The organism is Nonomuraea spiralis, from assembly GCF_014648435.1.
GTDB classification, from domain to species: Bacteria; Actinomycetota; Actinomycetes; order Streptosporangiales; family Streptosporangiaceae; genus Nonomuraea; species Nonomuraea spiralis.
This window is the reverse complement of sequence record NZ_BMRC01000009.1, coordinates 296,134-316,721: the sequence shown is the minus strand read 5'-3', so window position 1 is coordinate 316,721 and position 20,588 is coordinate 296,134. Positions and strand designations below refer to the sequence as shown.

19 protein-coding genes are annotated in these 20,588 nt (G+C 72.2%); 10 read left to right on the top strand and 9 right to left on the bottom strand.

The window, feature by feature from the left end:
• The first annotated feature begins 3 nt into the window (after nt 1–3).
• Nucleotides 4–1,014, top strand: a complete 1,011-nt coding sequence (locus IEZ27_RS24280) for a baeRF2 domain-containing protein (RefSeq protein WP_189649342.1) — start codon at nt 4–6, stop codon at nt 1,012–1,014.
• Here IEZ27_RS24280 and IEZ27_RS24275 read toward each other — a convergent pair.
• The 3 genes from IEZ27_RS24275 to IEZ27_RS24265 are packed head-to-tail and all read right to left on the bottom strand — an operon-like array spanning nt 1,004 to nt 3,730.
• Nucleotides 1,004–1,621 (bottom strand): LutC/YkgG family protein, encoded by a 618-nt coding sequence (locus IEZ27_RS24275; protein WP_189649341.1) that lies wholly within the window; start codon nt 1,619–1,621, stop codon nt 1,004–1,006. The genes IEZ27_RS24280 and IEZ27_RS24275 overlap by 11 nt on opposite strands.
• On the bottom strand, nt 1,608–3,002 hold the full coding sequence (locus IEZ27_RS24270) for a lactate utilization protein B (RefSeq protein WP_189649340.1): 1,395 nt from the start codon (nt 3,000–3,002) through the stop codon (nt 1,608–1,610). Before IEZ27_RS24270 ends, IEZ27_RS24275 begins: the two co-directional genes overlap by 14 nt.
• Nucleotides 2,999–3,730 carry a (Fe-S)-binding protein gene (locus tag IEZ27_RS24265; RefSeq protein WP_125636346.1) on the bottom strand — a complete coding sequence of 244 codons (732 nt, stop codon included), beginning with the start codon at nt 3,728–3,730 and terminating at the stop codon, nt 2,999–3,001. The genes IEZ27_RS24270 and IEZ27_RS24265 overlap by 4 nt, the downstream gene beginning before the upstream one ends.
• An 84-nt stretch (nt 3,731–3,814) precedes the next feature.
• On the opposite strand from IEZ27_RS24265, the gene IEZ27_RS24260 reads away from it, so the two are divergent.
• Entirely contained in the window at nt 3,815–4,495 is a 681-nt protein-coding gene (locus IEZ27_RS24260; protein ID WP_189649339.1) for a FadR/GntR family transcriptional regulator, read from the top strand.
• Here the strand turns inward: IEZ27_RS24260 and IEZ27_RS24255 are convergent.
• Nucleotides 4,489–5,919, bottom strand: a complete 1,431-nt coding sequence (locus tag IEZ27_RS24255; protein ID WP_229824280.1) for a sulfatase family protein — start codon at nt 5,917–5,919, stop codon at nt 4,489–4,491. The genes IEZ27_RS24260 and IEZ27_RS24255 overlap by 7 nt on opposite strands.
• A 75-nt stretch (nt 5,920–5,994) precedes the next feature.
• Between IEZ27_RS24255 and IEZ27_RS24250 the strand changes: the two genes are divergently transcribed.
• Nucleotides 5,995–6,996, top strand: a complete 1,002-nt coding sequence (locus IEZ27_RS24250) for an LLM class F420-dependent oxidoreductase (protein WP_189649338.1) — start codon at nt 5,995–5,997, stop codon at nt 6,994–6,996.
• Between the two features lie 21 nt (nt 6,997–7,017).
• Here the strand turns inward: IEZ27_RS24250 and IEZ27_RS24245 are convergent, their stop codons facing one another.
• A complete protein-coding gene (locus IEZ27_RS24245) occupies nt 7,018–8,952 on the bottom strand; it encodes an FtsX-like permease family protein (RefSeq protein ID WP_189649337.1) in 1,935 nt (644 codons plus the stop codon).
• On the bottom strand, nt 8,949–9,626 hold the full coding sequence (locus IEZ27_RS24240) for an ABC transporter ATP-binding protein (protein WP_189649336.1): 678 nt from the start codon (nt 9,624–9,626) through the stop codon (nt 8,949–8,951). Before IEZ27_RS24240 ends, IEZ27_RS24245 begins: the two co-directional genes overlap by 4 nt.
• A 91-nt stretch (nt 9,627–9,717) precedes the next feature.
• Here IEZ27_RS24240 and IEZ27_RS24235 point away from each other — a divergent pair, with 91 nt between their 5' ends.
• Nucleotides 9,718–10,365, top strand: coding sequence for a response regulator (locus IEZ27_RS24235; protein ID WP_125636341.1), 648 nt, complete (start codon nt 9,718–9,720; stop codon nt 10,363–10,365).
• Between the two features lie 115 nt (nt 10,366–10,480).
• The gene (locus IEZ27_RS24230; protein WP_229824279.1) at nt 10,481–11,152 is read left to right on the top strand and encodes a DUF4328 domain-containing protein; all 672 of its coding nucleotides are present in this window, start codon (nt 10,481–10,483) and stop codon (nt 11,150–11,152) included.
• 34 nt (nt 11,153–11,186) lie between these two features.
• Here the strand turns inward: IEZ27_RS24230 and IEZ27_RS24225 are convergent, their stop codons facing one another.
• From IEZ27_RS24225 to IEZ27_RS24215, 3 genes are all read right to left on the bottom strand, one after another.
• Nucleotides 11,187–14,828: a DNA polymerase III subunit alpha gene (locus IEZ27_RS24225; RefSeq protein ID WP_189649334.1), complete on the bottom strand. Its 3,642-nt coding sequence runs from the start codon at nt 14,826–14,828 to the stop codon at nt 11,187–11,189.
• Nucleotides 14,828–15,094 (bottom strand): DUF6504 family protein, encoded by a 267-nt coding sequence (locus tag IEZ27_RS24220; RefSeq protein WP_185844741.1) that lies wholly within the window; start codon nt 15,092–15,094, stop codon nt 14,828–14,830. Before IEZ27_RS24220 ends, IEZ27_RS24225 begins: the two co-directional genes overlap by 1 nt.
• Nucleotides 15,095–15,173: 79 nt before the next feature.
• Nucleotides 15,174–15,920 (bottom strand): GntR family transcriptional regulator, encoded by a 747-nt coding sequence (locus IEZ27_RS24215; protein WP_125636339.1) that lies wholly within the window; start codon nt 15,918–15,920, stop codon nt 15,174–15,176.
• Nucleotides 15,921–16,032: 112 nt separating this feature from the next.
• On the opposite strand from IEZ27_RS24215, the gene IEZ27_RS24210 reads away from it, so the two are divergent.
• From IEZ27_RS24210 to IEZ27_RS24190, 5 genes are read left to right on the top strand one after another with little or no spacing between them, the layout of a single operon-like run.
• Nucleotides 16,033–17,187, top strand: coding sequence for an ABC transporter substrate-binding protein (locus IEZ27_RS24210; RefSeq protein ID WP_189649333.1), 1,155 nt, complete (start codon nt 16,033–16,035; stop codon nt 17,185–17,187).
• Nucleotides 17,184–18,008, top strand: a complete 825-nt coding sequence (locus IEZ27_RS24205) for an ABC transporter permease (protein ID WP_125636337.1) — start codon at nt 17,184–17,186, stop codon at nt 18,006–18,008. Before IEZ27_RS24210 ends, IEZ27_RS24205 begins: the two co-directional genes overlap by 4 nt.
• Nucleotides 17,996–18,850 carry an ABC transporter permease gene (locus IEZ27_RS24200; RefSeq protein WP_189649332.1) on the top strand — a complete coding sequence of 285 codons (855 nt, stop codon included), beginning with the start codon at nt 17,996–17,998 and terminating at the stop codon, nt 18,848–18,850. Before IEZ27_RS24205 ends, IEZ27_RS24200 begins: the two co-directional genes overlap by 13 nt.
• Entirely contained in the window at nt 18,847–19,917 is a 1,071-nt protein-coding gene (locus tag IEZ27_RS24195) for an ABC transporter ATP-binding protein (RefSeq protein ID WP_189649331.1), read from the top strand. Before IEZ27_RS24200 ends, IEZ27_RS24195 begins: the two co-directional genes overlap by 4 nt.
• Nucleotides 19,910–20,560, top strand: a complete 651-nt coding sequence (locus IEZ27_RS24190) for an HAD family hydrolase (RefSeq protein ID WP_189649330.1) — start codon at nt 19,910–19,912, stop codon at nt 20,558–20,560. The genes IEZ27_RS24195 and IEZ27_RS24190 overlap by 8 nt, the downstream gene beginning before the upstream one ends.
• Nucleotides 20,561–20,588: the final 28 nt, after the last annotated feature.

Genomic DNA, 20,588 nt, shown 5'->3' with positions numbered 1-20,588 from the left:
CCTGTGCGTCTCGACTTCATCCGGCCGCTGTACGAGCGCCGCGGCCCGTACGCCTCGGTGTACCTGGGCGCGCTCACCGAGCCGCAGCGGGAGACCCACTGGCACAGCGTGCGTGACCAGCTCGACGGGACCGACGCCGCCACCATCGACGCCCTGGAGGTGGCCGCCAACCGGCCCGCGCCGGGCCAGGCGCTGTTCGCCACGCACGGGGACGTAGTGCTGGCCGAGCCGCTGGCGCGGCCGCCGTACGAGCTGGCGACCGTGTCGCCGCTGCCGCACGTCACGCCGCTGCTCATGCAGCGCGGCGAGAACGTGCCGCACCTGCGGGTCATCGTGGACCACGCCGGGGCCGAGCTGTCGGTGTTCGGCGGCGGCGCGCCGCGCACGACCACCGTGGAGGCGGCGGACTGGCCGCTGCAGAAGACCGCCCAGGGCGGCTGGTCGCAGAAGCGGTACGAGCGGGGCGCCGAGGAGACGTGGGAGAAGAACGCGGTCGCCGTCGCCCACGAGATCGACGAGCAGGTCCGCAGGATCGGCGCGGAGCTGATCATCGTGGCCGGGGAGCCGAAGTCGCGCTCGTACCTGCTGCAACATCTCAGCACCAAGTCCGCGGACCGGGTGATGATGGTCGAGCACGGCAGCCGCTCCGACCACGGGCAGTTCGAGGAGGACGTGGAACGCGCCCTGGACGACTGGCTCGAACGCCGCCGCGCCGAACTGCTCGAACGCCACCAGGAGTCGTCGGGCCCGGTGGGCCTGTCGCAGGTCGCGCACGCCCTGCGGGAGGGCCGGGTGCACGCGGTGCTCATGCCCGGCCCGCTCGACCGGAACATGTGGACCGGCGACGGCGGCACCCAGCTCTCCACCGACCGGGCCGAGCTGCGGCGCTGGGGCGTCGAGGAGCCCGTCGAGGAGCGCGCGGACTCGGCCGTGGTCAGGGCCGCCGCCATGACGGACGCCGAGGTGTGGTTCACCGACGACGTGCGCGACGTGGCGGCCGTGCTCAGGTACTGATGATCACTTCGAGCGTTCTGGGGCCGTGCACGCCTTCGACCCGGTTCAGCTCGATGTCGCTGGTCGCCGACGGGCCGCTGATCCAGGTGAGCGGGCGGGCGGGGTCGAGCCTGCCCACCGCCTCGGGGACGCCCGCGACGATCTGATCGGCGCGCACCACGCACACGTGGTGGTCGGGGACCAGCGTCTGGGCCCTGGCGCCCTGGCCGGGGCCGTGGTCGAGGACGATCGTGCCGGTCTCGGCGATGGCCACGGCGCAGCCGGTGATCACGCCGTCGGCGGCGTCCAGGGTGTCCCAGCGCCGGTCGGCCGCCTGCCGCGGGGCCGTGCCGGACGCCGGGACGAAGCCGTCCTGGGTCGTGTCCGCCCAGGCGAAGCCGTCCGGGACGAGCATCCGGCGGCCCGCGGCCAGTTCGGCGAGCCTGGCGGGCACCTCGGCGTCCGGGATCACGTGCACGACGGCCCGGTAGTCGCGCACCCGTTCGGCGAACAGCTCCACCACGTCGTCCACGTCCCCGCCGGTGCGGTAGTCGCGGACGATCTCCACCTCGGGCGCACCCGCGACCGCCGCCCGGACCCTGGCCAGGATCTCCTCACGCGCGCCCATCGTTACGCTCCCACCAGTCTCTGAAGGATTCTTCCGGGATGTCCGGCACGTCGCGGGTGTCGGTCCAGGCCGACAACGGGCCGGGAAGCCGTTTGGGCACCAGCCGGCGCAGCTTGCCGGCCAGCCGCTGCGCCCTGGCGAGCCTGGCCTGGTCGCCCAGCACCCAGCCGGCGGCCTTCATGCCCACGCGTTCGGCGGCCGCGTGCGGCGCCTTCGCCCGCAGGTCCACCAGCACCTCGGGGATGTCGATGGCCACCGGGCAGACCTCCAGGCAGGCCCCGCAAAGGCTGGAGGCGAACGGCAGCGAGGCGTCCAGGTCCGAGGACATGCCCCTGAGCTGCGGCGTGAGGATGGCCCCGATCGGCCCGGGGTAGACCGACCCGTACGCGTGGCCGCCCGCGCGTTCGTAGACCGGGCACACGTTCAGGCAGGCCGAGCAGCGGATGCAACGCAGGGCCTGGCGGCCGACCTCGTCGGCGAGCACGTCGGTACGGCCGTTGTCGAGCAGCACCAGGTGGAAGTCCTGGCCCTCGGTGGCGCCGGTCCACGTGCTGGTGTACGGATTCATCCGCTCACCTGTGGAGCTGCGCGGTAGAAGCTGGAGGAAGACCTCCAGATCCCGCCAGGACGGCAGGAGCTTCTCGATGCCGACGACGCTGATGAGCGTCTCGGGGAGGGTCAGGCACATCCGGCCGTTGCCCTCCGACTCCAGCACGACCAGCGTGCCGGTCTCGGCGATCATGAAGTTCGCGCCGGAGACGGCGACCTTGCTCCGCAGGAAACGTTCGCGCAGGTGGAGCCGGGCGGCCTCGGCCAGGGCACGCGGCTCGTCGGTCAGGTCGGCGGGTACGCCTGGCATGCGGTCGAGGAAGATCTCGCGGATCTCGGACCTGTTGCGGTGGATCGCGGGGACCAGGATGTGGCTGGGGAAGTCGTCCCCGAGCTGCACGATCAGCTCGGCCAGGTCCGTCTCGTACGCGGTGATCCCGCGCCGGGCCAGTGCCTCGTTGAGCCCGATCTCCTGGGTGGCCATCGACTTGACCTTGACCACCTCGGTCTCGCCGGTGGCCGCGACCAGGTCGCCGACGATGCGGTTGGCCTCGTCGGCGTCCCTGGCCCAGTGGACGGTGCCGCCCGCCCGCCGGACGGCCTCCTCAAGCTGGATCAGGTAGCGGTCGAGGTGGCGGAGGGTGTGATCCTTGATGGCCTTGCCGGCCTCGCGCAGCTCGGCCCAGTCGGGCAGTTCGCCGACGACGCCGGCGCGCTTGCCCCGGATGGTGTGCGTGGCTTTCCGGAGGTTGAAGCGGAGTTGCGAGTCTTGCACGGCCTTCGCCGCATTTTGCGGGAAATTTCCGGGCATGCCGAGGAATGTCGCGCTCATGGGGTCTCCTCCGTGGCTGCGAGGATCTCCGCCAGGTGCATGGTCCTGACTCCCGTCTTCTGGCGGCTCAGCGTGCCGCCGATGTGCATCAGGCACGAGTTGTCGGCCGCGCAGATCACCTCGGCGCCGGTGTCCAGGATGCCGCGCGCCTTGTCGGCCCCCATGGCGGCGGAGACGGCCGGGTTCTTGACCGCGAACGTGCCCCCGAAGCCGCAACACTCCTCCGCGCCGGGCAACGGCACCAGCTCCAGACCTCGGACCTTCCGCAGCAGCCGGGTGGGCCGGTCACCCAGGTGCAGCCCGCGCAACGAATGACACGTCGGGTGATATGTCACCCGGTGCGGGAAATATGCGCCAACGTCGTCGACTTTCAGGACGTCGAGCAGGAACTCGCTCAGCTCGTACACCTTGGGGACGACCTCGGCCACGGCCGCCGCGCCCCTGCTGCCCGGCCGCACCAGCTTCGGGTACTGCTCGCGCACCATGGCCGCGCACGACCCGGACGGCGCGACGACGGCGTCGTAACCGGCGAACACCTCGGTGAACCGCCTGGCCAGGCGTACGCCCTCCGCCCGATAGCCGGTGTTGACGTGCATCTGCCCGCAGCACGTCTGGGCGGCGGGGAAGTCCACGTCGCAGCCCAGCCGGCGCAGCAGCGACACGACCGCCTTGCCGGTGCCTGGGAAGAGCGTGTCGTTCACGCACGTGATGAACAGGGCGACTCGCACGACTCTCCCAATGAATGGTCCGACCACTGTATGGTCAGACCATACCCAACCTCATAGTTCGAGGCCAGTACCGGGGAGGCATCGGTGAAACGTACGCGGGCGTTCGAGGACGTGCTCGCCCAGATCGAACGGCGCATCGCCGAGGACGGCCTGACCGTGGGCGACCGGCTGCCGGGCGAACGCCAGCTCGCCGAGCAACTGGGCGTCGGCCGCTCCTCGGTACGCGAGGCGCTGCGCGTCCTGGAGACCCTGGGCGTGGTGTCCTCGCAGGCGGGACGGGGGCCCGACGCGGGCGCCGTACTGACCTCGCGGCCCGACACCGCGCTGACCGACCTGCTCAGGCTCAACCTGGGCCTGGCCACCCTGGAGGCGCGCGAGGTCGTCGACGCCCGGCTGATGATCGAACGCTGGTCGGCCGCGCACGCGGCGGCGACCCGGGCCGGCACCTCGGCGCTGTCCGCCGCCATCGAGGGCATGGACCGGGCGGGCTCGGCCGAGGAGTTCGTGGAGCACGACACGGCCTTCCACTGCGCGATCGCGGACGCCTCGGGCAACCGGCTCATCGCCGCCATCATGCGCTCACTGCGGGACGCGATGCGCAGGAACGCCATAGAGGCGGTCGAACGCCTCGGCGACCGGTCCGTGCTGCGTGCCGACCACGAGCGCATCCTCGCGGCCATCGAGGCGGGCGACCCGGAGGAGGCCCAGCGGGCGGTCGCCGACCACCTGGCGCACGCCTACCCCGCCCTGTTCCCCGGTCACTGACGCGCGTCGGCCTCTCGGCAGCCGCCGCCGGAGCAGGCCCGCATCGCCTCCAGCCGGGCGTCCAGGCCGAGCAGCAGCGCGGGGGCGGCGGTGGCCGCGAGGTTGTCGAGCTGGTACGGATCGACGGTCAGGTCGTAGAGCTGCCTCTCCCCCGTGTCGTACTTGACGTAGGTGTAGCGCTCGGTGCGCAGCGCCTGGTAGGCGGGCACCGGCGTCTGGGCCCCCGACGACCGGTTGAGCGGCCTGTTGAACTCGACCAGCACGTTCTTGCGCCACTGGGCGGGCGGCTTGCCGTGCAGCAGCGACACCAGCGAGCGCCCTTCGGCGAAGTCCGGCACGACGGCCCCGCCCAGCTCGGCGATCGTCGGCGCGATGTCCACGGTGGCCCCAAGCTGCCCGATCGTGGAGCCGGGCCGGATCCCCGGCCCGCGCACCACGAACGGCACCTTGATCGCCTCCTCGAACGGCGTCGTCTTGCCCTGGGTGAGCCGGTGTGTGCCGAGATGGAAGCCGTTGTCGGAGGTGAAGACGATGTAGGTGTTGTCGAGCTTGCCGGAGTCGCGCAGCGCGTCGACGACCGAGCGGACCAGGTCGTCCACGCCCAGCATCGACCGCAGCCTCCGTCGATGGCGTTCGTCGACCCGGCCGACGTCCTCCGGGGTCATCAAGGGCAGGGAGCGCAGCCACAGCGGCTCCTTGCTCACGTCGGGCTGGTTGAACGACGGCGTGCGCGGCGCGAGGACCTCGGGCAGGTCGGTGACGTGCCGGATGGCCGGGTTGGACGGGTTGTGCGGGCCGATGGGGGTCAGGTAGAGGAAGAACGGTTCGTCCGTGCCGGTGATGAAGTCGCGTGCCTTGGCGGCCAGCACGTCGGACAGGTAGTCCTGCTCACCCCAGCCGTAGTCGTACAGGTCGCCGTTCTCGTTGAGGCGGTAGCCGTACTCCTCGTAGAGCTTGCGGACGGGGACGTCCCACTCGTTCCAGCCGGGCGGCACGTACGCCGCGTCGGCGGTCGCGCCCGGGTAGTGGTTGAGGAACTTGCCCATGAGCGCCGTGCGGTAGCCGGCCTGCTGCATCCAGGTGCCGACCGTGGAACGTTCCAGATCGAGCGAATGGAAGCGGTCGAATCCCCCTTCGGGGGCGGTGTTGGTCAGGACGCCATGGCTGTGGACGTACTGGGAACGCAGGATCGACGTGCGCGACGGGCAGCACCAGGAGTTGGTCACGAAGAAACGGTCGAAGGACATGCCCTTGCCGACCAGCTCGGAGGTGATGGTGGGAAAGTACGGGAGCGTGCCGCTCTCCAGGTCGTCGGCCATCACGAACACGATGTTCGGCCGCGCGGCGCTCACGGCCATCGTCGGCTCGGCCGCCGGCGACAGCAGGAGCAGCAGGCAGAAGAGACGGCAGAGACTCTTGAGCACAATGTCTGATCTCCCCGGAGGATCACACATTGACACTGCGGCTTCGGTAATGGAACTTTATTCCGGAGGTAGGTTATGAAGCTCGGTCTGAACCTCGGCTACTGGCAGCGCCACGCCGACGACGCCACGGAGACGGTCCTCGCCGCCGAACGCCTCGGCTACGACTCGGTGTGGACCGCGGAGGCGTACGGCAGCGACGTGTTCACGCCGCTGGCCTGGTACGGGGCGCGTACGAGCCGGATCAAGCTGGGCACGTCGGTGGCGCAGATCTCGGCCCGCCCGCCGGTCACGACCGCGATGACCGCGATGACGCTCGACCACCTGACCGGCGGCCGCCTGCTGCTCGGCATCGGCGCCTCCGGCCCGCAGGTCGTGGAGGGCTGGTACGGGCAACCGTTCGCCAGGCCCTTGGCCAGGACCCGCGAGTACGTCGAGATCATGCGCCGCGTGTGGCGCCGCGAGGAGCCGGTGACCGGCGACGGCGAGCACTACCCGCTCCCCCTGCCCGGCGGCCTGGGCAAGCCGCTCAAGCTCATCACCCGCCCGTTGCGCCCCGACATCCCCGTCTACCTGGGCGCGGAGGGCCCGAAGAACGTCGCTCTGGCCGCCGAGGTCGCGCAGGGCTGGCTGCCGCTGTTCGCGTTCCCCGGCAAGATCGAGGAGATGTACGGCGACGCGCTGGCGGCCAGGAGCCCCGGCTTCGAGATCGCCGCCATGGTGATGGTCGTCATCTCCGACGACGTCCAGGCCGCGCTCGACGGCGTCAAGATGATGCTCACGCTCTACATCGGCGGCATGGGCGCCAAGCAGCGCAACTTCCACGCCGACATCATCGGCCGCATGGGCTTCGCCGAGTCCGCCGAGCACATCCAGGCCCTCTACCTGGCCGGCCGCAAGGACGAGGCGTTCAAGGCGATCCCCGACGAGCTGGCCGACGGCATCTCGCTCGTCGGCCCGCCCGGCCGGATCAGGGAACGGCTCGACCTGTGGCACAAGAGCCCGGTCACCAGCCTGCTGGTCATGGGGCCGCGCGACGAGCAGTCACTGCGCACGATCCGCGACCTCGTACTCGGCTGAGCGGCCGCGCCGGGCCGGCGGTCAGTCCGGCCGCGGGGCCGGGTCGGCGGTCACCGAGCGCAGCAGCGGCCTGCTCAGCGCGCCCGCCCCGATCACGCCCGCGAAGCCGGCGACCACGCAGACCACCAGCGTGACCACCCCGGTCGTGCTGATCCCGCCGATCATGAACGGCACCGCGCAGAACGCGCCCACCAGGATCGCCCCGCCGCCCATCACGGCCATCGGGATCAGCGTCTCGGCCCGCCGGGCCCGGTCCAGCACCTCCAGAGGCGTGCCCGCCAGTCGCAGCAGCGCGTACGTCTGCCGCCGGTCCAGCACCGACGACGCCGCGGTGATCCCGGCACTGGCGATCGCCACCAGGAACGACACCGACAACACCACGATCGTGCCCACGCGCACGTCGGCGAAGATCTGGAGGCCGAAGCGCTGCTCGTCGACCTTCGTCGTCGGGGTGTGCCCCGGCACGAGCCCGGTCAGCGCGGTCCGCGCCCGGTCGACGACGGCGTCGTCGGCGCCGCTGCCGAGCGCCGCGACCACGGTCCGCCCGGAGCTCTTCACCGTGGCCGTGACGCCCGCCCGCTTGAGCCGGTCGCGGGCCTGGTCGGCCACCTGAGTCGTCTCGCCCGCCGGCGCCGCGACGCTGAGCTGGGCGGGCCCGGTGTCCCCGCCGAACGCCCCCGGGCTGAGCAGGCCGAGGAAGCCGGCCACGAAGCCGGTCAGGGCCACGCCGCTCACCGTGCGCCAGGCCGAGCGGGGGTCGTCCACCAGGCGGCGGGCGGCCAGCAGCCGCGCGGGCCGGCGCGCGGTCCCGGCCGCGATCCGGCCGATGATCCCGACCACCCATGGGCCGGCCAGGTTCAGGCACAGGAACGCCAGCCCGAGCGCGACGGCCACGATCGCCACGCTGGTCCCCCTGGTGAGCAGCGGGAATGCGGCCAGCACCGCGATCAGGGCGAGGACGCGGACGAACCGCATGCCGGGCGGCGTCTCCCGCTTGGCCACACCGAGCGGGCTGACCACGACGCGGCGCAGCCCGGCCACCGCCGACAACCCCACCAGCAGCGGCACCGCGACCAGCACGCCGGCCAGGATCAGCAGGTTCGGGAACAGGTCCGCGACGAACCAGGTGCCGCCCTGGATCGGGATGCGCGCCAGCAGCGGCACGGCTGCCCCGAACGCGACGGCCCCGGCCAGGGCCCCGGCGAAGGCCACGATCACGGCCTCGGCCACCGTCATGCCGAGCACCTGGCCCGGCGTCGCGCCGATCAGCCTGAGCGCGGCCAGCCGCTGGTCGCGCCGGGCGACCGTGAGCCTGGCCGCCGCGCCGCCGAACACCAGCAGCGGCACCACCATGAGCACGCTGGCGATCAGCGCGAGCACCCGGTACGCCTCGGCGTCCTCGCTCGGCGTGCCCGCCAGGGTCGCGACCTTGACCGGCGGCTTGCCGAGGATCCAGTCGTCGCTGCGCGCGGCGGTGATCTCCGGCGCGTCCGGCGCGTGGCCGACGACCGCCACCAGTTCCTCGGGATGGAGCAGCGCCTCCTGGCCGAGCACGCCCTTCGGGGCCGGGTAGCGCCGGGCGAGCCGGTCGGCGGGCAGCCGCGCGGCCAGCTCGGACAGGGCGGGCGACAACCACGCCTCGCCGGGGGCGGGGAAGCGCGGCATTCCGGGCGGCGCGGGCACCCCCGGCTTGAGCGCGGCCAGGTCGACCACGGTGATCGCCTGGTCGCCCACGAAGTCGAAGCGGGTGGCCTCGACGGCCACCGCGTCCTTCTGCGCCGCCACCGGGTTGCGCCAGGCGCTCCGGTCGGCCCTGGCGTCGAAGGCGACGTTGGCGGCCACGGCGAACAACAACAGCGCCGTGGCCACGGCGACCGCGCCGAAGGTGAGCCAGGTGCCCAGCATGCCCTTGCGTCCGCCGCCCTTGAGCAGCCGCCAGGTCAGGTCGAGGTTCACGCGGTCACCCCGTGGGCGAGCAGGCGGCCGTCGCGGACCTCGACCGTACGGTCGCACCAGGCGGCCACGTTGGGGTCGTGCGTGACGACGATCAGGCAGGCCCCGTTGTGCCTGGTGGCCTCGGTGAGCAGGCGCATCGTGTCCTGTCCGGTCTGCTGGTCCAGGGCGCCGGTCGGCTCGTCGGCGAAGACCACGGCGGGCTTGCTCACCAGCGCCCTGGCGATGGCCACACGCTGGGCCTGGCCGCCGGACAGCTCGCCGGGCCGCCTGGTCTCCATCTGGTGCAGGCCGAGCAGCGGGAACCACTCGCGCGCCCGCTGCACGGCCTGGGCGCGCGGCAGGCCGCCCAGCATGAGCGGGAGTGCCACGTTCTCCTCCGCGGGCAGCTCGGGCAGGAGCTGGCCGAACTGGAAGACGAAGCCGAAGCGGGTGCGGCGCAGGGCACTGCGCTTGCGCTCGCCCATCGCGTCGATGCGCTGGCCCAGCAGGTGGACCTCGCCGTCGTCCGGCTTCATGATCCCGGCCAGGCAGTGGAGCAGGGTCGACTTGCCGGAACCGCTCGGGCCCATGATGGCCACGGCCTCTCCCGCCCGTACCGCGATGTCCACGCCGCCCAGGGCGACCGTCTGCCCGAACCGCTTGGCAAGGGCTCGTCCAACAAGCACGTCGTTCATGGGCTCCACCCTCGCGGTCGAGGAGGTTCCGGCGGATCGGCCGTGCGTCCATTTCGGCCTCGGCCGAACGGCTGATCCTTAGAGTTGTGAGGTGACTATTCGGGTTCTCATCGCCGACGACCAGCAGCTGGTACGCACCGGCTTTCAAATGATCTTGGACGCTCAACCGGACATGGAGGTCGTGGCCGCCGTGGCCGACGGCGCCGAGGCCGTGGCCGAGGCCAGGCGGCTGCGGCCGGACGTCTGCCTGCTCGACATCAGGATGCCCAAGCTCGACGGGCTGGAGGTGACCCGCGTGCTGGCCGGGCCGGGCGTGGAGAACCCGATGCGGGTGGTCATCGTCACCACCTTCGACCTCGACGAGTACGTCTACGGCGCGCTGCGTTCCGGGGCCACCGGTTTCCTGCTCAAGGACAGCGGGCCCACCCTGCTCATCGAGGCGGTCAGGGCCGCCGCGGGAGGGGACGCGCTGGTCTCGCCGTCGGTCACCGTACGGCTGTTGCAGCACCTGACGCAGCCCAAGCGGGTGGCCGAGCCGCCGAACGGCCCGTTGACCGACCGCGAGCTGGACGTCGTGCGCCTGGTGGCCAGGGGGCGTACCAATCAGGAGGTGGCCGCCGAGCTGTTCGTGTCGCTGTCGACGGTGAAGACGCATCTCGGCAGCATCCAGGCCAAGCTCGGTGTCCGAAATCGAGTGGGAATCGCAGCTTGGGCGTGGGAATCCGGCGTGGTGAGCTGATTAACAGCGGTGCTCGCGGGATACAAGTGAATCAGAACCTCAGCGCATGGCCCGGGGGGAGAACATCGTGCGCTACGCCCAGGCACCGCCTACCAGAGCCGCTTCCGCCGTATACGTGACGCTTGCCGCGCAGGTCCTCTCCCTGGGCGCCCTCGTGGTCTTCGAGCGTTCCCGCGGCCGTCAGCTCGCCCTTCAGCTCGCCTCGTTCGGCGGCCGCCCCCAAGGGGCGCAGGCGGAGGCGGTCGTGGGGGCGGTGACGACGTTCGCGGTGCTGATGATGCTGGTCGCGGGCACCTCCGTCGCGGCCGCGGCGGCGTACGTGACCTGGCTGGTGCGTGCCCGCCAGGTGAAGGACCGTTCCACCCCCACCGGGCCGGTCGCGGCCGCCTGGCTGATCCCCGTCGTCAACCTGGTCGCGCCCGCGCTGCTGGTCCACGACGTGTGGCGGCGGGCCAAGCCGCCCGCCGGGCGGCGCGGGCGGTGGCTCGCGCTGCTGGCGGCGTGGTGGCTGAGCTGGCTGGCCATGCTGATGCTGGTCACGGTCCGCCTGCCGCTCGACTCCTCGTCCGACGGGCTGACCGGGGTGGGGGTGCTGGAGTTGAGTGCGGCGGTGGTGGCCGCCCTGCTGTGCGCCGCCACCGTACGCGAGGTCACCCGCGTCCAGCGGCTCGACGTGGCCGGCCGCCTGCGCGAGGCGGTCGCGGAGACGGCGGCGGGCCCTGAGGTCGTGACCCGCCTGGCCACCCGTCCCGCCCAGGGGTCGGCGCCGTTCGGCCACGCCGGCTAGCGATCGCGCCGAACCGGGGGGCCGGCCTGGAGGGTCAGGCCGCTGTCGGGCCGGAGCTGCCGGAGCTGGCGTGCCAGAGTTGCCGGGGCGGGGTGGCGATGGCCGGGCCGAGGTCGGAGTAGGGCGAGAGCCTGAAGCCGTTGGCGTACTCGATGCGGCGTCCGCCGACGCCCGCCCGCTGTTCGGGGGCCTGGTCGAGCAGGGCGCGGACCGCCTCGACGCCCTCCGCGCGCCAGAGCGCGTCCAGGTCGGCCAGGTTCCAGCAGTCCACGGCGCGCATCGAGACCGCGCGGGCCCCCGTACGCCGGACCACTCCCCTGGCGAGCATGAGCCACGAGCCGAACACCGTCGCCGCGCACCTGCCCTGCACCGACTCGAAGAACGTCAGGTCGATCGGCCCGGTCGAGTCGTCGAGCGTGGTGAAGATGACCCGCTGCCCCGACCGTACGGCGGGCGTCTGGGTGGCCACCTTCACCCCGGCGACCAGCACCTCCGCGCCGTTGCGCTGGGCGAGCAGGTCTCTGGAGCGCACCACCCCGAGCGCGTCGAGCAGTTCGTCGTGGAAGCTGATGATGTGCCGGCTGACGTCGATGCCCAGGATCTCCAGCTCGGCCTCGACCATCTCCGTCTCCGTCATCTCGGGCAGCTCGCCGGGCGGCAGGTGCTCGCTGAAGCCGAGCGGGAGCTGCGTGGACGGCTGCTCGGCTCGGGGGCGGGGCGGCGGCGCGGTGTAGCGCCTGGACCGGGGCGCGGCCGAGCGCACCCCGATCGAGGAGGCCCGTTCCAGCGCGCCCACCTGGGCGATCAGGTCGCGCCGGGTCAGCTCGCCGGGCCGCCAGCGCGGCCCGCCCGGACGCAGGTCGTGCAGCGCGTCGAGGCCGCCGACCTGGACGATGCGCTCGATGGTCGGGCGCGAGGGCCGGGCCCGGTCCCAGAAGTCGGCCAGCGACGTGTACGGCTGCCCGGCCACCATGCGTTCGACCTCCGCCTCGCTCACCCCCTTGATCGCCGAGAACGGCACCCGCAGCGCGTAACCGCGGCCGATCTCCCCGACCTCGAACTCCTGCCGCACCGGGCGTCGTTCCTCCCTCAGCTCCGACGGGTTCACCCGCAGCCGCAGCGCCGGGCGCGGGCCGAGCCGTTCCACCCGCCAGTCGCGGCCCGACCTGTTGACGTCCAGCGGCAGGATCTCGACCCCGCACTGGCGGGCCTCGTCGATGATGACGCGCGGCGGGTACATGCCGGGCTCGTGGGTGAGCACCCCGGCGAAGAACGCCGCCGCGTGGTGCCGTTTGAGCCAGGCCGACTGGTAGGTGGGCAGCGCGAACGCCGCCGCGTGCGCCTTGCAGAACCCGAAGGCACCGAACGCGTCGAGCACCTTCCAGGCCCGCTCCACGGCCGCGTCGTCGAAGCCGTTGGCCCTGGCCATCGGCACGAACGTCTTGCGCACCCGGTCGCGGCCCTCCGGTGTGGCGAGGGTGCGCCGCAACGTCTCGGCGAAGGACAGGTCGCGGCCCGTCATCACCGAGATGATCTTCAGCACCTGCTCGTGGAAGACCACCACGCCGTGTGTCTCCTTCAGCGCCTCGCGCAGCCGCCGGTGCGGATAGTACGGCTGCCGCCACCCGTGCCTGGCCTCCAGGTACGGGGTGACCATGTCGGAGTTGACCGGCCCCGGCCGGAACAGGGAGATGTCCACGATCAGGTCGTGCATCCTGCGCGGCTCCAGCTTGGCCACTAGCTCGCGCTGGCCCGGCGACTCGATCTGGAAGCAGCCGAGCGTGCGGCCGGCGCAGATCATGTCGTAGGTGTCCTGGTCGTCGTGCGGGACGTACTCGATGCCGGGGTCGTCGCCGCTCTGCTCGTCCAGCCTGACCTCGATGTCGTCCACGCGGCTGATCTCGCTCAGCGCGTACGCCATGGCCGACTGCATCCGTACGCCCAGCACGTCGAGCTTGAGCAGCCCGGCCTCCTCCACGTCGTCCTTGTCGAACTGGGACATGGGGAACTCCAGCAGGCTGCGTTCCACCGGCGTCCTGTCGCGCAGGGCCGAGTTGCCGACCAGCACGCCGCACGGGTGCAGCGCGATGTGCCTGGGCAGCCCGTCGAGCTTCTCGGCCAGCCGGAACACCCGGTCGAGCCCGACCTCGCCGAGCCGGCTCTCGCGCAGCTCGGGCAGGTCGGCCAGGGACGCGGTGATCTGCCTGGCCCTGATGTGCGGGAACGCCTTGGCGATCGCGTCGATCTCGTGCGGCGGCAGGCCCATCGCGCCGGCGACGTCCCTGATGGCGCTGCGCGCCCGGTAGGTCTCCATCATGGACACGCAGGCCACGCGGGCCTCGCCGTAGCGTTCGAAGATGGCCTTGTAGCAGTCGAGGCGGCGGGCGGACTCCACGTCCACGTCGATGTCGGGCAGACCGATGCGTCCCTCCGACAGGAAACGCTCCATGAGCAGGCCGTGTTCGAGCGGGTTCACCTCGCCGATGCCGATGAGGTAGTTGACCAGGCTGCCCGCGCCCGAACCGCGGATGGCGCAGCGGATGTCCATGCCGCGGATCATGTCGGTGATGCCGGCCACGGCGATGAAGTAGCCCGACAGGCGTTTGCGCTCGATGACGTCCAGCTCGGCCCGCAGGCGCTCCCTGGCCTCGGCCGAGCGGTCGAGGCCGCGCCTGACCAGGCCGTCCTCGACGCGGTTGCGCAACAGCGGCACGGGATCGCGGCCGATCTCGGGCAGGTTGAGGTCAGGTGGGTCGTTCCTGAGCGCGAGCAGCCGCAGCGGGTCCATCGAGCACGCCTCGGCCAGGCGCCTGGTGGTGAACAGCAGCCGGGCCACCCGTTCCCGGTCGGCGCCGCAGACCTTGACCGCCACCTGCCACATCTCCTTGGTGCTCTTGAGGTAGGCGTGCGAGGTGGTGCGTTCCAGGTGCCGCGGGTGCAGCGGGACGAGCTGGCGGGCCGCGTCGAGCACGTCCCCGACCTGGTGGTCGGCCGGGTCGAGGTAGCGGGCGGCGTTGGTCAGCACGGCCGGCACGCCGGCGGACTCGGCCAGGCCGAGCATGCGGACGGCCGTGGTGGCGTCGCGGAAGCCGTACTGGTCGACCAGCTCGATCACCACGCCGGGGACGGCGGCGCGCCACAGGCCGAGCAGCGTCCTGGCGTGCTCGTCGCGGCGTTCGGCCACCGCGCGGCCGACGTCGGAACGCGGCCCGAGCAGTACGACGAGCCCGTCCTCGGCGCCGAACCCGTGGTCGCCGCCGTCGGCCCCGGCCCAGGCGCCGACCAGCTCGCGGGTCACCTTGGGCGCCCCCCGCTCGCCGGTGTGGTGGGCGGCCGTGACCAGGCGGCACAACCGCGACCAGCCGCCGGAGCGCGCCAGCACGGTCACCCGGTCCTCGGCGCCGGGCCCGGTCCTCGGCCGCGGCGGGCGGAGGCCGGGCACCGGGGCGGAGGCCGGGACGTCGAGCGCCAGGTTCACGCCGAGCACGGGGGCGATCCCGGCCTCCGCGCACGCCTGGGCGTGCTTGACCGCGCCGTAGAGCCCGTCGCGGTCGGTCAGGGCGAGGATGTCCATGCCGTGCTCGGAGGCCCGGTCCACCAGGGCGCGCGGGAAGGCGGTGCCGTACCGCATCGAGTACGCCGAGGCCACGTTGAGGTGCGGGAACGGGGGCGCCATCAGTCCCACGCCCGCAGCAGCAGCCAGCCGTCGCCGGCGGTGTCGTAACGCAGCTCGTACGAGCCGACCTCGCGCCCCGGGCTGGCCTCCACCCGCCAGAAGCGGCGCTCGCCGGGGTCGCCCTCGCCGGTCTTCCACCACTCGCGTGCCACGACCCAGTGGTCGAGCACGCCGCGGACGAGGTAGAGCCGGTCGCGCCAGACGAACTGGGTCGGCTCGCCGTCTCTGGTCCACACCTCTATCGGATCGCCATAGAGTCTGCTCAAGACGCTTCTCCCCGCGGCTCTGGTTCGTATGCTGAGCCACCCGGGGGAAGACGGGCGCTTATGTATCGAACATATGTTCTTACGGCCCGAAGCGCAAGTCGCCCGCCCGTCTCGTGAGCGGGTTGGCGCCGATCGAGTTGCGGATGCTGAAGGTGACGCTGCCCGCCCGGTACCTGTCGTCGGAGGACTCCACCGGCCGGCCCTCGTGCGTGGTGGTGACGCGGCGCTGGCGCAGGAGCGGGCTGCCGCGCCGCACGGCCAGCAGGCGGGCGTCCTCGGCCCCGGCGGGCACGGCGTCGATGAGGTGCTCGCCGTAGGCGAAGACCAGGCCGACGGAGTCGTACAGGGCCTCGGTGACGGACGCGCAGTCGGCGGGGAGCGCCTCGACGGCGGGGGCCACCCATCCGGCGTAGACGGTGCGCTCGACCAGGACGGGCTCACCCTCCAGCGAGCGCAGGCGCAGCACCTCCAGCACGTCCTCCCCGCCGAGCCTGACGGACTCGGGCGCGGTGGCGGCCCGGCGGCGCTGCGAGATCACCTGGCCGCCGATGCGGTAGCCGTTGGCCCTGGCCCACTGGGCGAAACTGTGCAGTTCGGCGAAGCTCTGGCTGCGCGCGTTGCCGAGCACGATGCGCCTGGCGCCCTGTCTGGACCCCACCAGCCCCTCGGCGACCAGTACGGCCACCGCCTGCCGTACGGTCCCGCGCGCCGCCCGGTGGCGGGTGGCCAGCTCGGCCTCGCTCGGGAGCTGGGAACCGACCGGGTACGCGCCCGCGAGGATGTCATCCCGCAGCTCATCGGCTATCCGTTCATAGCGCGCAACCATTCGCGACCTTCTCCATTCACGAAACAGCAATGTTTATGCGACTTACTAGTGCTCGCTTGTTTGTACAAGTTCCCCTAAGTTCTTTCCACACCCCCCGGAGAGTGGAGGCGACGTGTTCACACCTCGCGCCCGTACGGCCGGCGTCATCGCGGCCCTTACCGTAGTCACCGCGGCGTGTGGCGCCGCTCCGAGCAGCCAGCAGACCAGCAAGGCGACAGAAGGCGGGACGAACGCGGCGACCGCCGCCTCCGCCGCCGACTTCGGTGGCTTCGACAAGCTCGTCGAGGCCGCCAAGAAGGAGGGCAACCTCCACGTCATCGCGCTCCCGCCCGACTGGGCCAACTACGGCGAGATCATCAAGTCGTTCGAGGCCAAGTACGGCATCAAGATCGAGAGCGAGACGCCCGACGCGGCCAGCGCCGACGAGATCAACGCGGTCAAGACCCGCAAGGGCCAGGACCGTGCCCCCGACGTGCTCGACCTCGGGCAGTCGTTCGCGATCAGCGGCGCCAAGGAAGGGCTGTTCGCGCCGTACAAGGTGCAGGTGTTCGACAAGATCCCCGAGGGTCAGAAGGAGCCGACCGGGCTCTGGACCAACGACTACGGCGGCTACGTCTCGATCGGCTGCGACGCCAAGAAGATCGCCAACTGCCCGACCAGCTACGCCGACCTGCTCAAGCCCGAGTACAAGGGCAAGGTCGCGATGAACGGCAACCCGACCAAGTCCGGCTCGGCCTTCGCCGGCGTGTACGCCGCCGCCATCGCGAACGGCGGCTCCTTCGACGACATCCAGCCCGGCATCGACTTCTTCAAGAAGCTCAAGGACGCCGGCAACTACAACCCGGTCGAGACGACCCCGGCGACCATCGAGAAGGGCGAGACCCAGATCAGCATCGACTGGGACTACAACAACGCCGCCTACGCCCCCCAGATGGCCGCCAAGGGCCTGGACTGGAAGGTGAACGTCCCGACCGACGGCAAGTACTTCCAGATGTACGCCCAGGCGGTCAACAAGGACGCCCCGCACCCGGCGGCGGCCAGGTTGTGGCAGGAGTACCTCTACAGCGCCGAGGGCCAGAACCTCTACCTCAAGGGCTTCGCCCGGCCGGTGCTGCTGCCGTCCATGACCTCCGACGGCACGATCGACAAGGCGCTGGCCGAGAAGCTGCCCCAGGTCGAGGGCACGCCCGAGTTCCCCACGCCCGAGCAGGTCGACGCGGCCAAGGCCAAGCTGGCCGGCGGCTGGGACGCCGCGATCTCGGGATGACCCGCTCGCGTTCCAGGGGCTGGACGGGGGCCGTGCCCCTGCTGGCCTTCTTCGCCCTCGTCTTCGGCGTCCCCGCCATCGCGCTGGTGGCGGGGGCGTTCACCGCGCAGGGGCGGCCGAGCCTGGCCAACCTCGCGCAGAGCCTCCAGGGCGGCTACCTCGTCGCCATGGCCGGGAGCGTCAAGCTGTCGGCCGTGGTGGCGCTGGCCGGGGCCGTCCTCGGCACGTTCCTCGCCTACGCCGTGGTGACCTCGCGCTTCACGCTGCTGCGCGAGGCCGTGCTGACCGCCTCGGGCGTGCTGGCCAACTTCGGCGGGGTGCCGCTGGCGTTCTTCTGGATCGCCACGCTCGGCAACTCGGGCGTGATCAGCGGCCTGGTGGGGCTGCCCTCGGGGTCGCTGTACACGTTCTGGGGGCTGGTGATCGTCTACCTGTACTTCGCGATCCCGCTGATGGTGCTGGTCATGGCCCCGGCGCTGGACGGGCTGCGTCCCCAGTGGCGCGAGGCCGCCGCCAACAGCGGCGCGACCGCCTGGCACTACTGGCGCTTCGTCGCGCTGCCGGTGCTCACGCCCGCGATGCTGGGCGGGGTCGTGCTGCTGTTCGGCTCGGCGTTCTCGGCGTACGCGACCGCGAACGCCATGGTCGGCACCGTCGTGCCGCTGGTCACCCTGAAGATCGCCAGCGCGCTGACCGGTGACGTGCTGGTCGGCTACGAGAACATCGCGCTGGCGCTCAGCCTCGACATGATCGTGGTGGCCGGGCTGGTGATGGCGATCTACCTGCCGCTGCAGAGGAGGAGCTCGCGATGGCTGCGCTGACCGGGCTGGAGCCCGTCGTCTCGGCGGCGGCGAAGCCGCCCGCGCGGCCCCGCTGGTGGCGCGGCCTGGTGTTCCTGTTCGCCGCCGCCTACTTCCTGATCCCGCTCGGGGCCTCGCTCTGGTACACGATCCACAATCCGGCGACCGGGGTGTCGTTCTCCGCCTACGGCGAGCTGCTGACGGCCGAGGGCTTCACGCGCTCGCTGCTGATGTCGCTCTCGCTCGCGGCGGCGACGATCGTGCTGGTCCTGCTGCTGGCGCTGCCGGCCATGCTGGCCGTACGGCTGTTCGCGCCGCGGCTGCGGCCGGTGATGGAGGTGTTGTGCACGCTGCCGCTGGTGGTGCCGCCGATCACGTTCGTGGCCGGGCTGACGACCTCGCTGCGTGACGGGGCCGACATACTGGCGCCGACGCCGTTCTGGGGCACGCTGATCGCGATCCAGGACCCGGGGTTGCCCGTCGTGCTGGTGCTCGCGTACGTGGTGCTGGTGCTGCCGTTCGTCTACCGCTCGCTGGACGCCGGGCTGCGCACCATGGACGTGCGCACGCTGGTCGAGGCCGCCCGCAACCTGGGCGCGTCCTGGCCGCACGTGCTGCTGCGGGTCGTGGTGCCGAACCTGCGCTCGGCCCTCGCCAGCGCGTCGTTCCTGACGCTCGCGCTGGTGCTCGGCGAGTACACGGTGGCCAGCCTGCTCGGGTACGAGCCGTTCGCGGTCTGGATCGTGACCGTCTCCGGCTCCAAGGGGCAGCTGTCCGTCGCGGTCTCCATCCTCAGCCTGCTGCTCATCTGGGCGTTGCTGCTCGCCGTCTCCACCGTCTTCAGTGGAAGGAAGAAATCATGACCGCTCAGGTGGAGTTCCGCGGGTTGCGCCGGGTGTTCGGCAGGACGGTCGCGCTCGACGGGTTCGACCTGACCATCGCCCCCGGCGAGTTCGTGGCCCTGCTCGGGCCCTCGGGCTGCGGCAAGACGACCGCGCTGCGCTGCGTGGCCGGGTTCGAGCGGCCCGACTCCGGCGCGGTGCTGCTGGACGGCAAGGACATCACGAACGTGCCGGCCAACAAGCGCGACGCCGGGATGGTCTTCCAGTCGTACTCGCTCTTCCCCAACCTCAACGCCCGCGACAACGTGGCCTTCGGCCTGCGCGTACGCAAGGCGCCCGCGGCCGTACGGCATGCCAGGGCCGCCGAGCTGCTCGAACTCGTCGGGCTCCCCTCGCACGCCGACCGCTTCCCGCACCAGCTCTCCGGCGGCCAGCAGCAGCGCGTCGCCCTGGCCCGCGCCCTCGCGCTCGAACCGCGCGTGTTGCTGCTGGACGAGCCGTTGTCCGCCCTCGACGCCAAGGTACGGGTGGCGCTGCGCGAGGAGATCCGCCGCCTCCAGCTCGACCTCGGCATCACCACCGTCTTCGTCACCCACGACCAGGAGGAGGCCCTGTCGATCGCCGACCGGGTCGCGGTGCTGCGCGACGGGCGGCTGGAGCAGTGCGGGCCGCCCGCCGAGGTCTACGACCGCCCGGCCACGCCGTTCGTCGCCGAGTTCGTCGGGGCCATGAACCACCTGGCCGGGCGCGTCTCCGGGGACGCCGTGACCGTGCTCGGCCAGCTCCTGCCCGTGGACGGCCCGGTGCCCGCCGACCCCGACGTGGACGTGCTGATCCGGCCCGAGGCCGTACGGGTCACGCCCGACCCCGACGGCGCGGCCGAGGTGGTGGCCGCCTCCTTCCGCGGCGCCTCGGTGCGGCTGCGGCTGTCGCTGGCGGGCGGCGAGGTCCTGGCCGACGTGCCGGGGCACGAGGCGGCCCGGCTGGGGGCGGGGGCGCGGGTCACGGTCCGGCTGGTGGAGCGGCCCGTACTGGTGGCCGCCCGTACGGTCACGGCGCCCGCGCCGGTCCTGTCCGCCGATGCCTGAGGCGTTCGCCGGCGCGGTCCCGTTCGACGCGGTGCTGTTCGACGCGGTGCTGTTCGACATGGACGGCACGCTGGTGGACACCGAAGGGCTCTGGTGGCAGGCCGTGGCGGCGGTGGCCCGGTCGCTCGGGCGCCCGCTGACGGCGGCCGACGCGCCGTACGTGACGGGCCGCGCGGTGGGCGACACGGCCGCACACCTGGTCGCGGCACCCGACGGTTTGGGGGTGCGGGAGGTGGCGGGGGCGCTCACCGAGGCGTTCGCCGAGCGGGTCAGGGCGGGGCTGACCGTCGTTCCGGGGGCGCCGGAGCTGCTGGCCGAGCTGGCCGCGGCCGCCGTCCCGACCGCTCTGGTGACCGCCTCTCCCCGCGGCATCGTGGAGCTGGTGCTGCCCAGGCTCGGGCACACGTTCGACCTGGTGATCGCCGACGGGGACACGGCGCGCGGCAAGCCGCACCCGGAGCCGTACCTGGAGGCGGCCCGCAGGCTGCGGGTGGCTCCGGCGCGGTGCGTGGCCGTCGAGGACAGCCCGGCGGGCGTCGCCGCCGCCACCGCCGCGGGCTGCCGCGTGCTGGTGGTGGACCCCGGCCACGGGCTCGCCCGCGTGCGCGCCTCGCTGCGCGGCGCTCCCCCGCACGGGGGATGAGGACGGCCCCCGCAGGGGAGGGACGGGT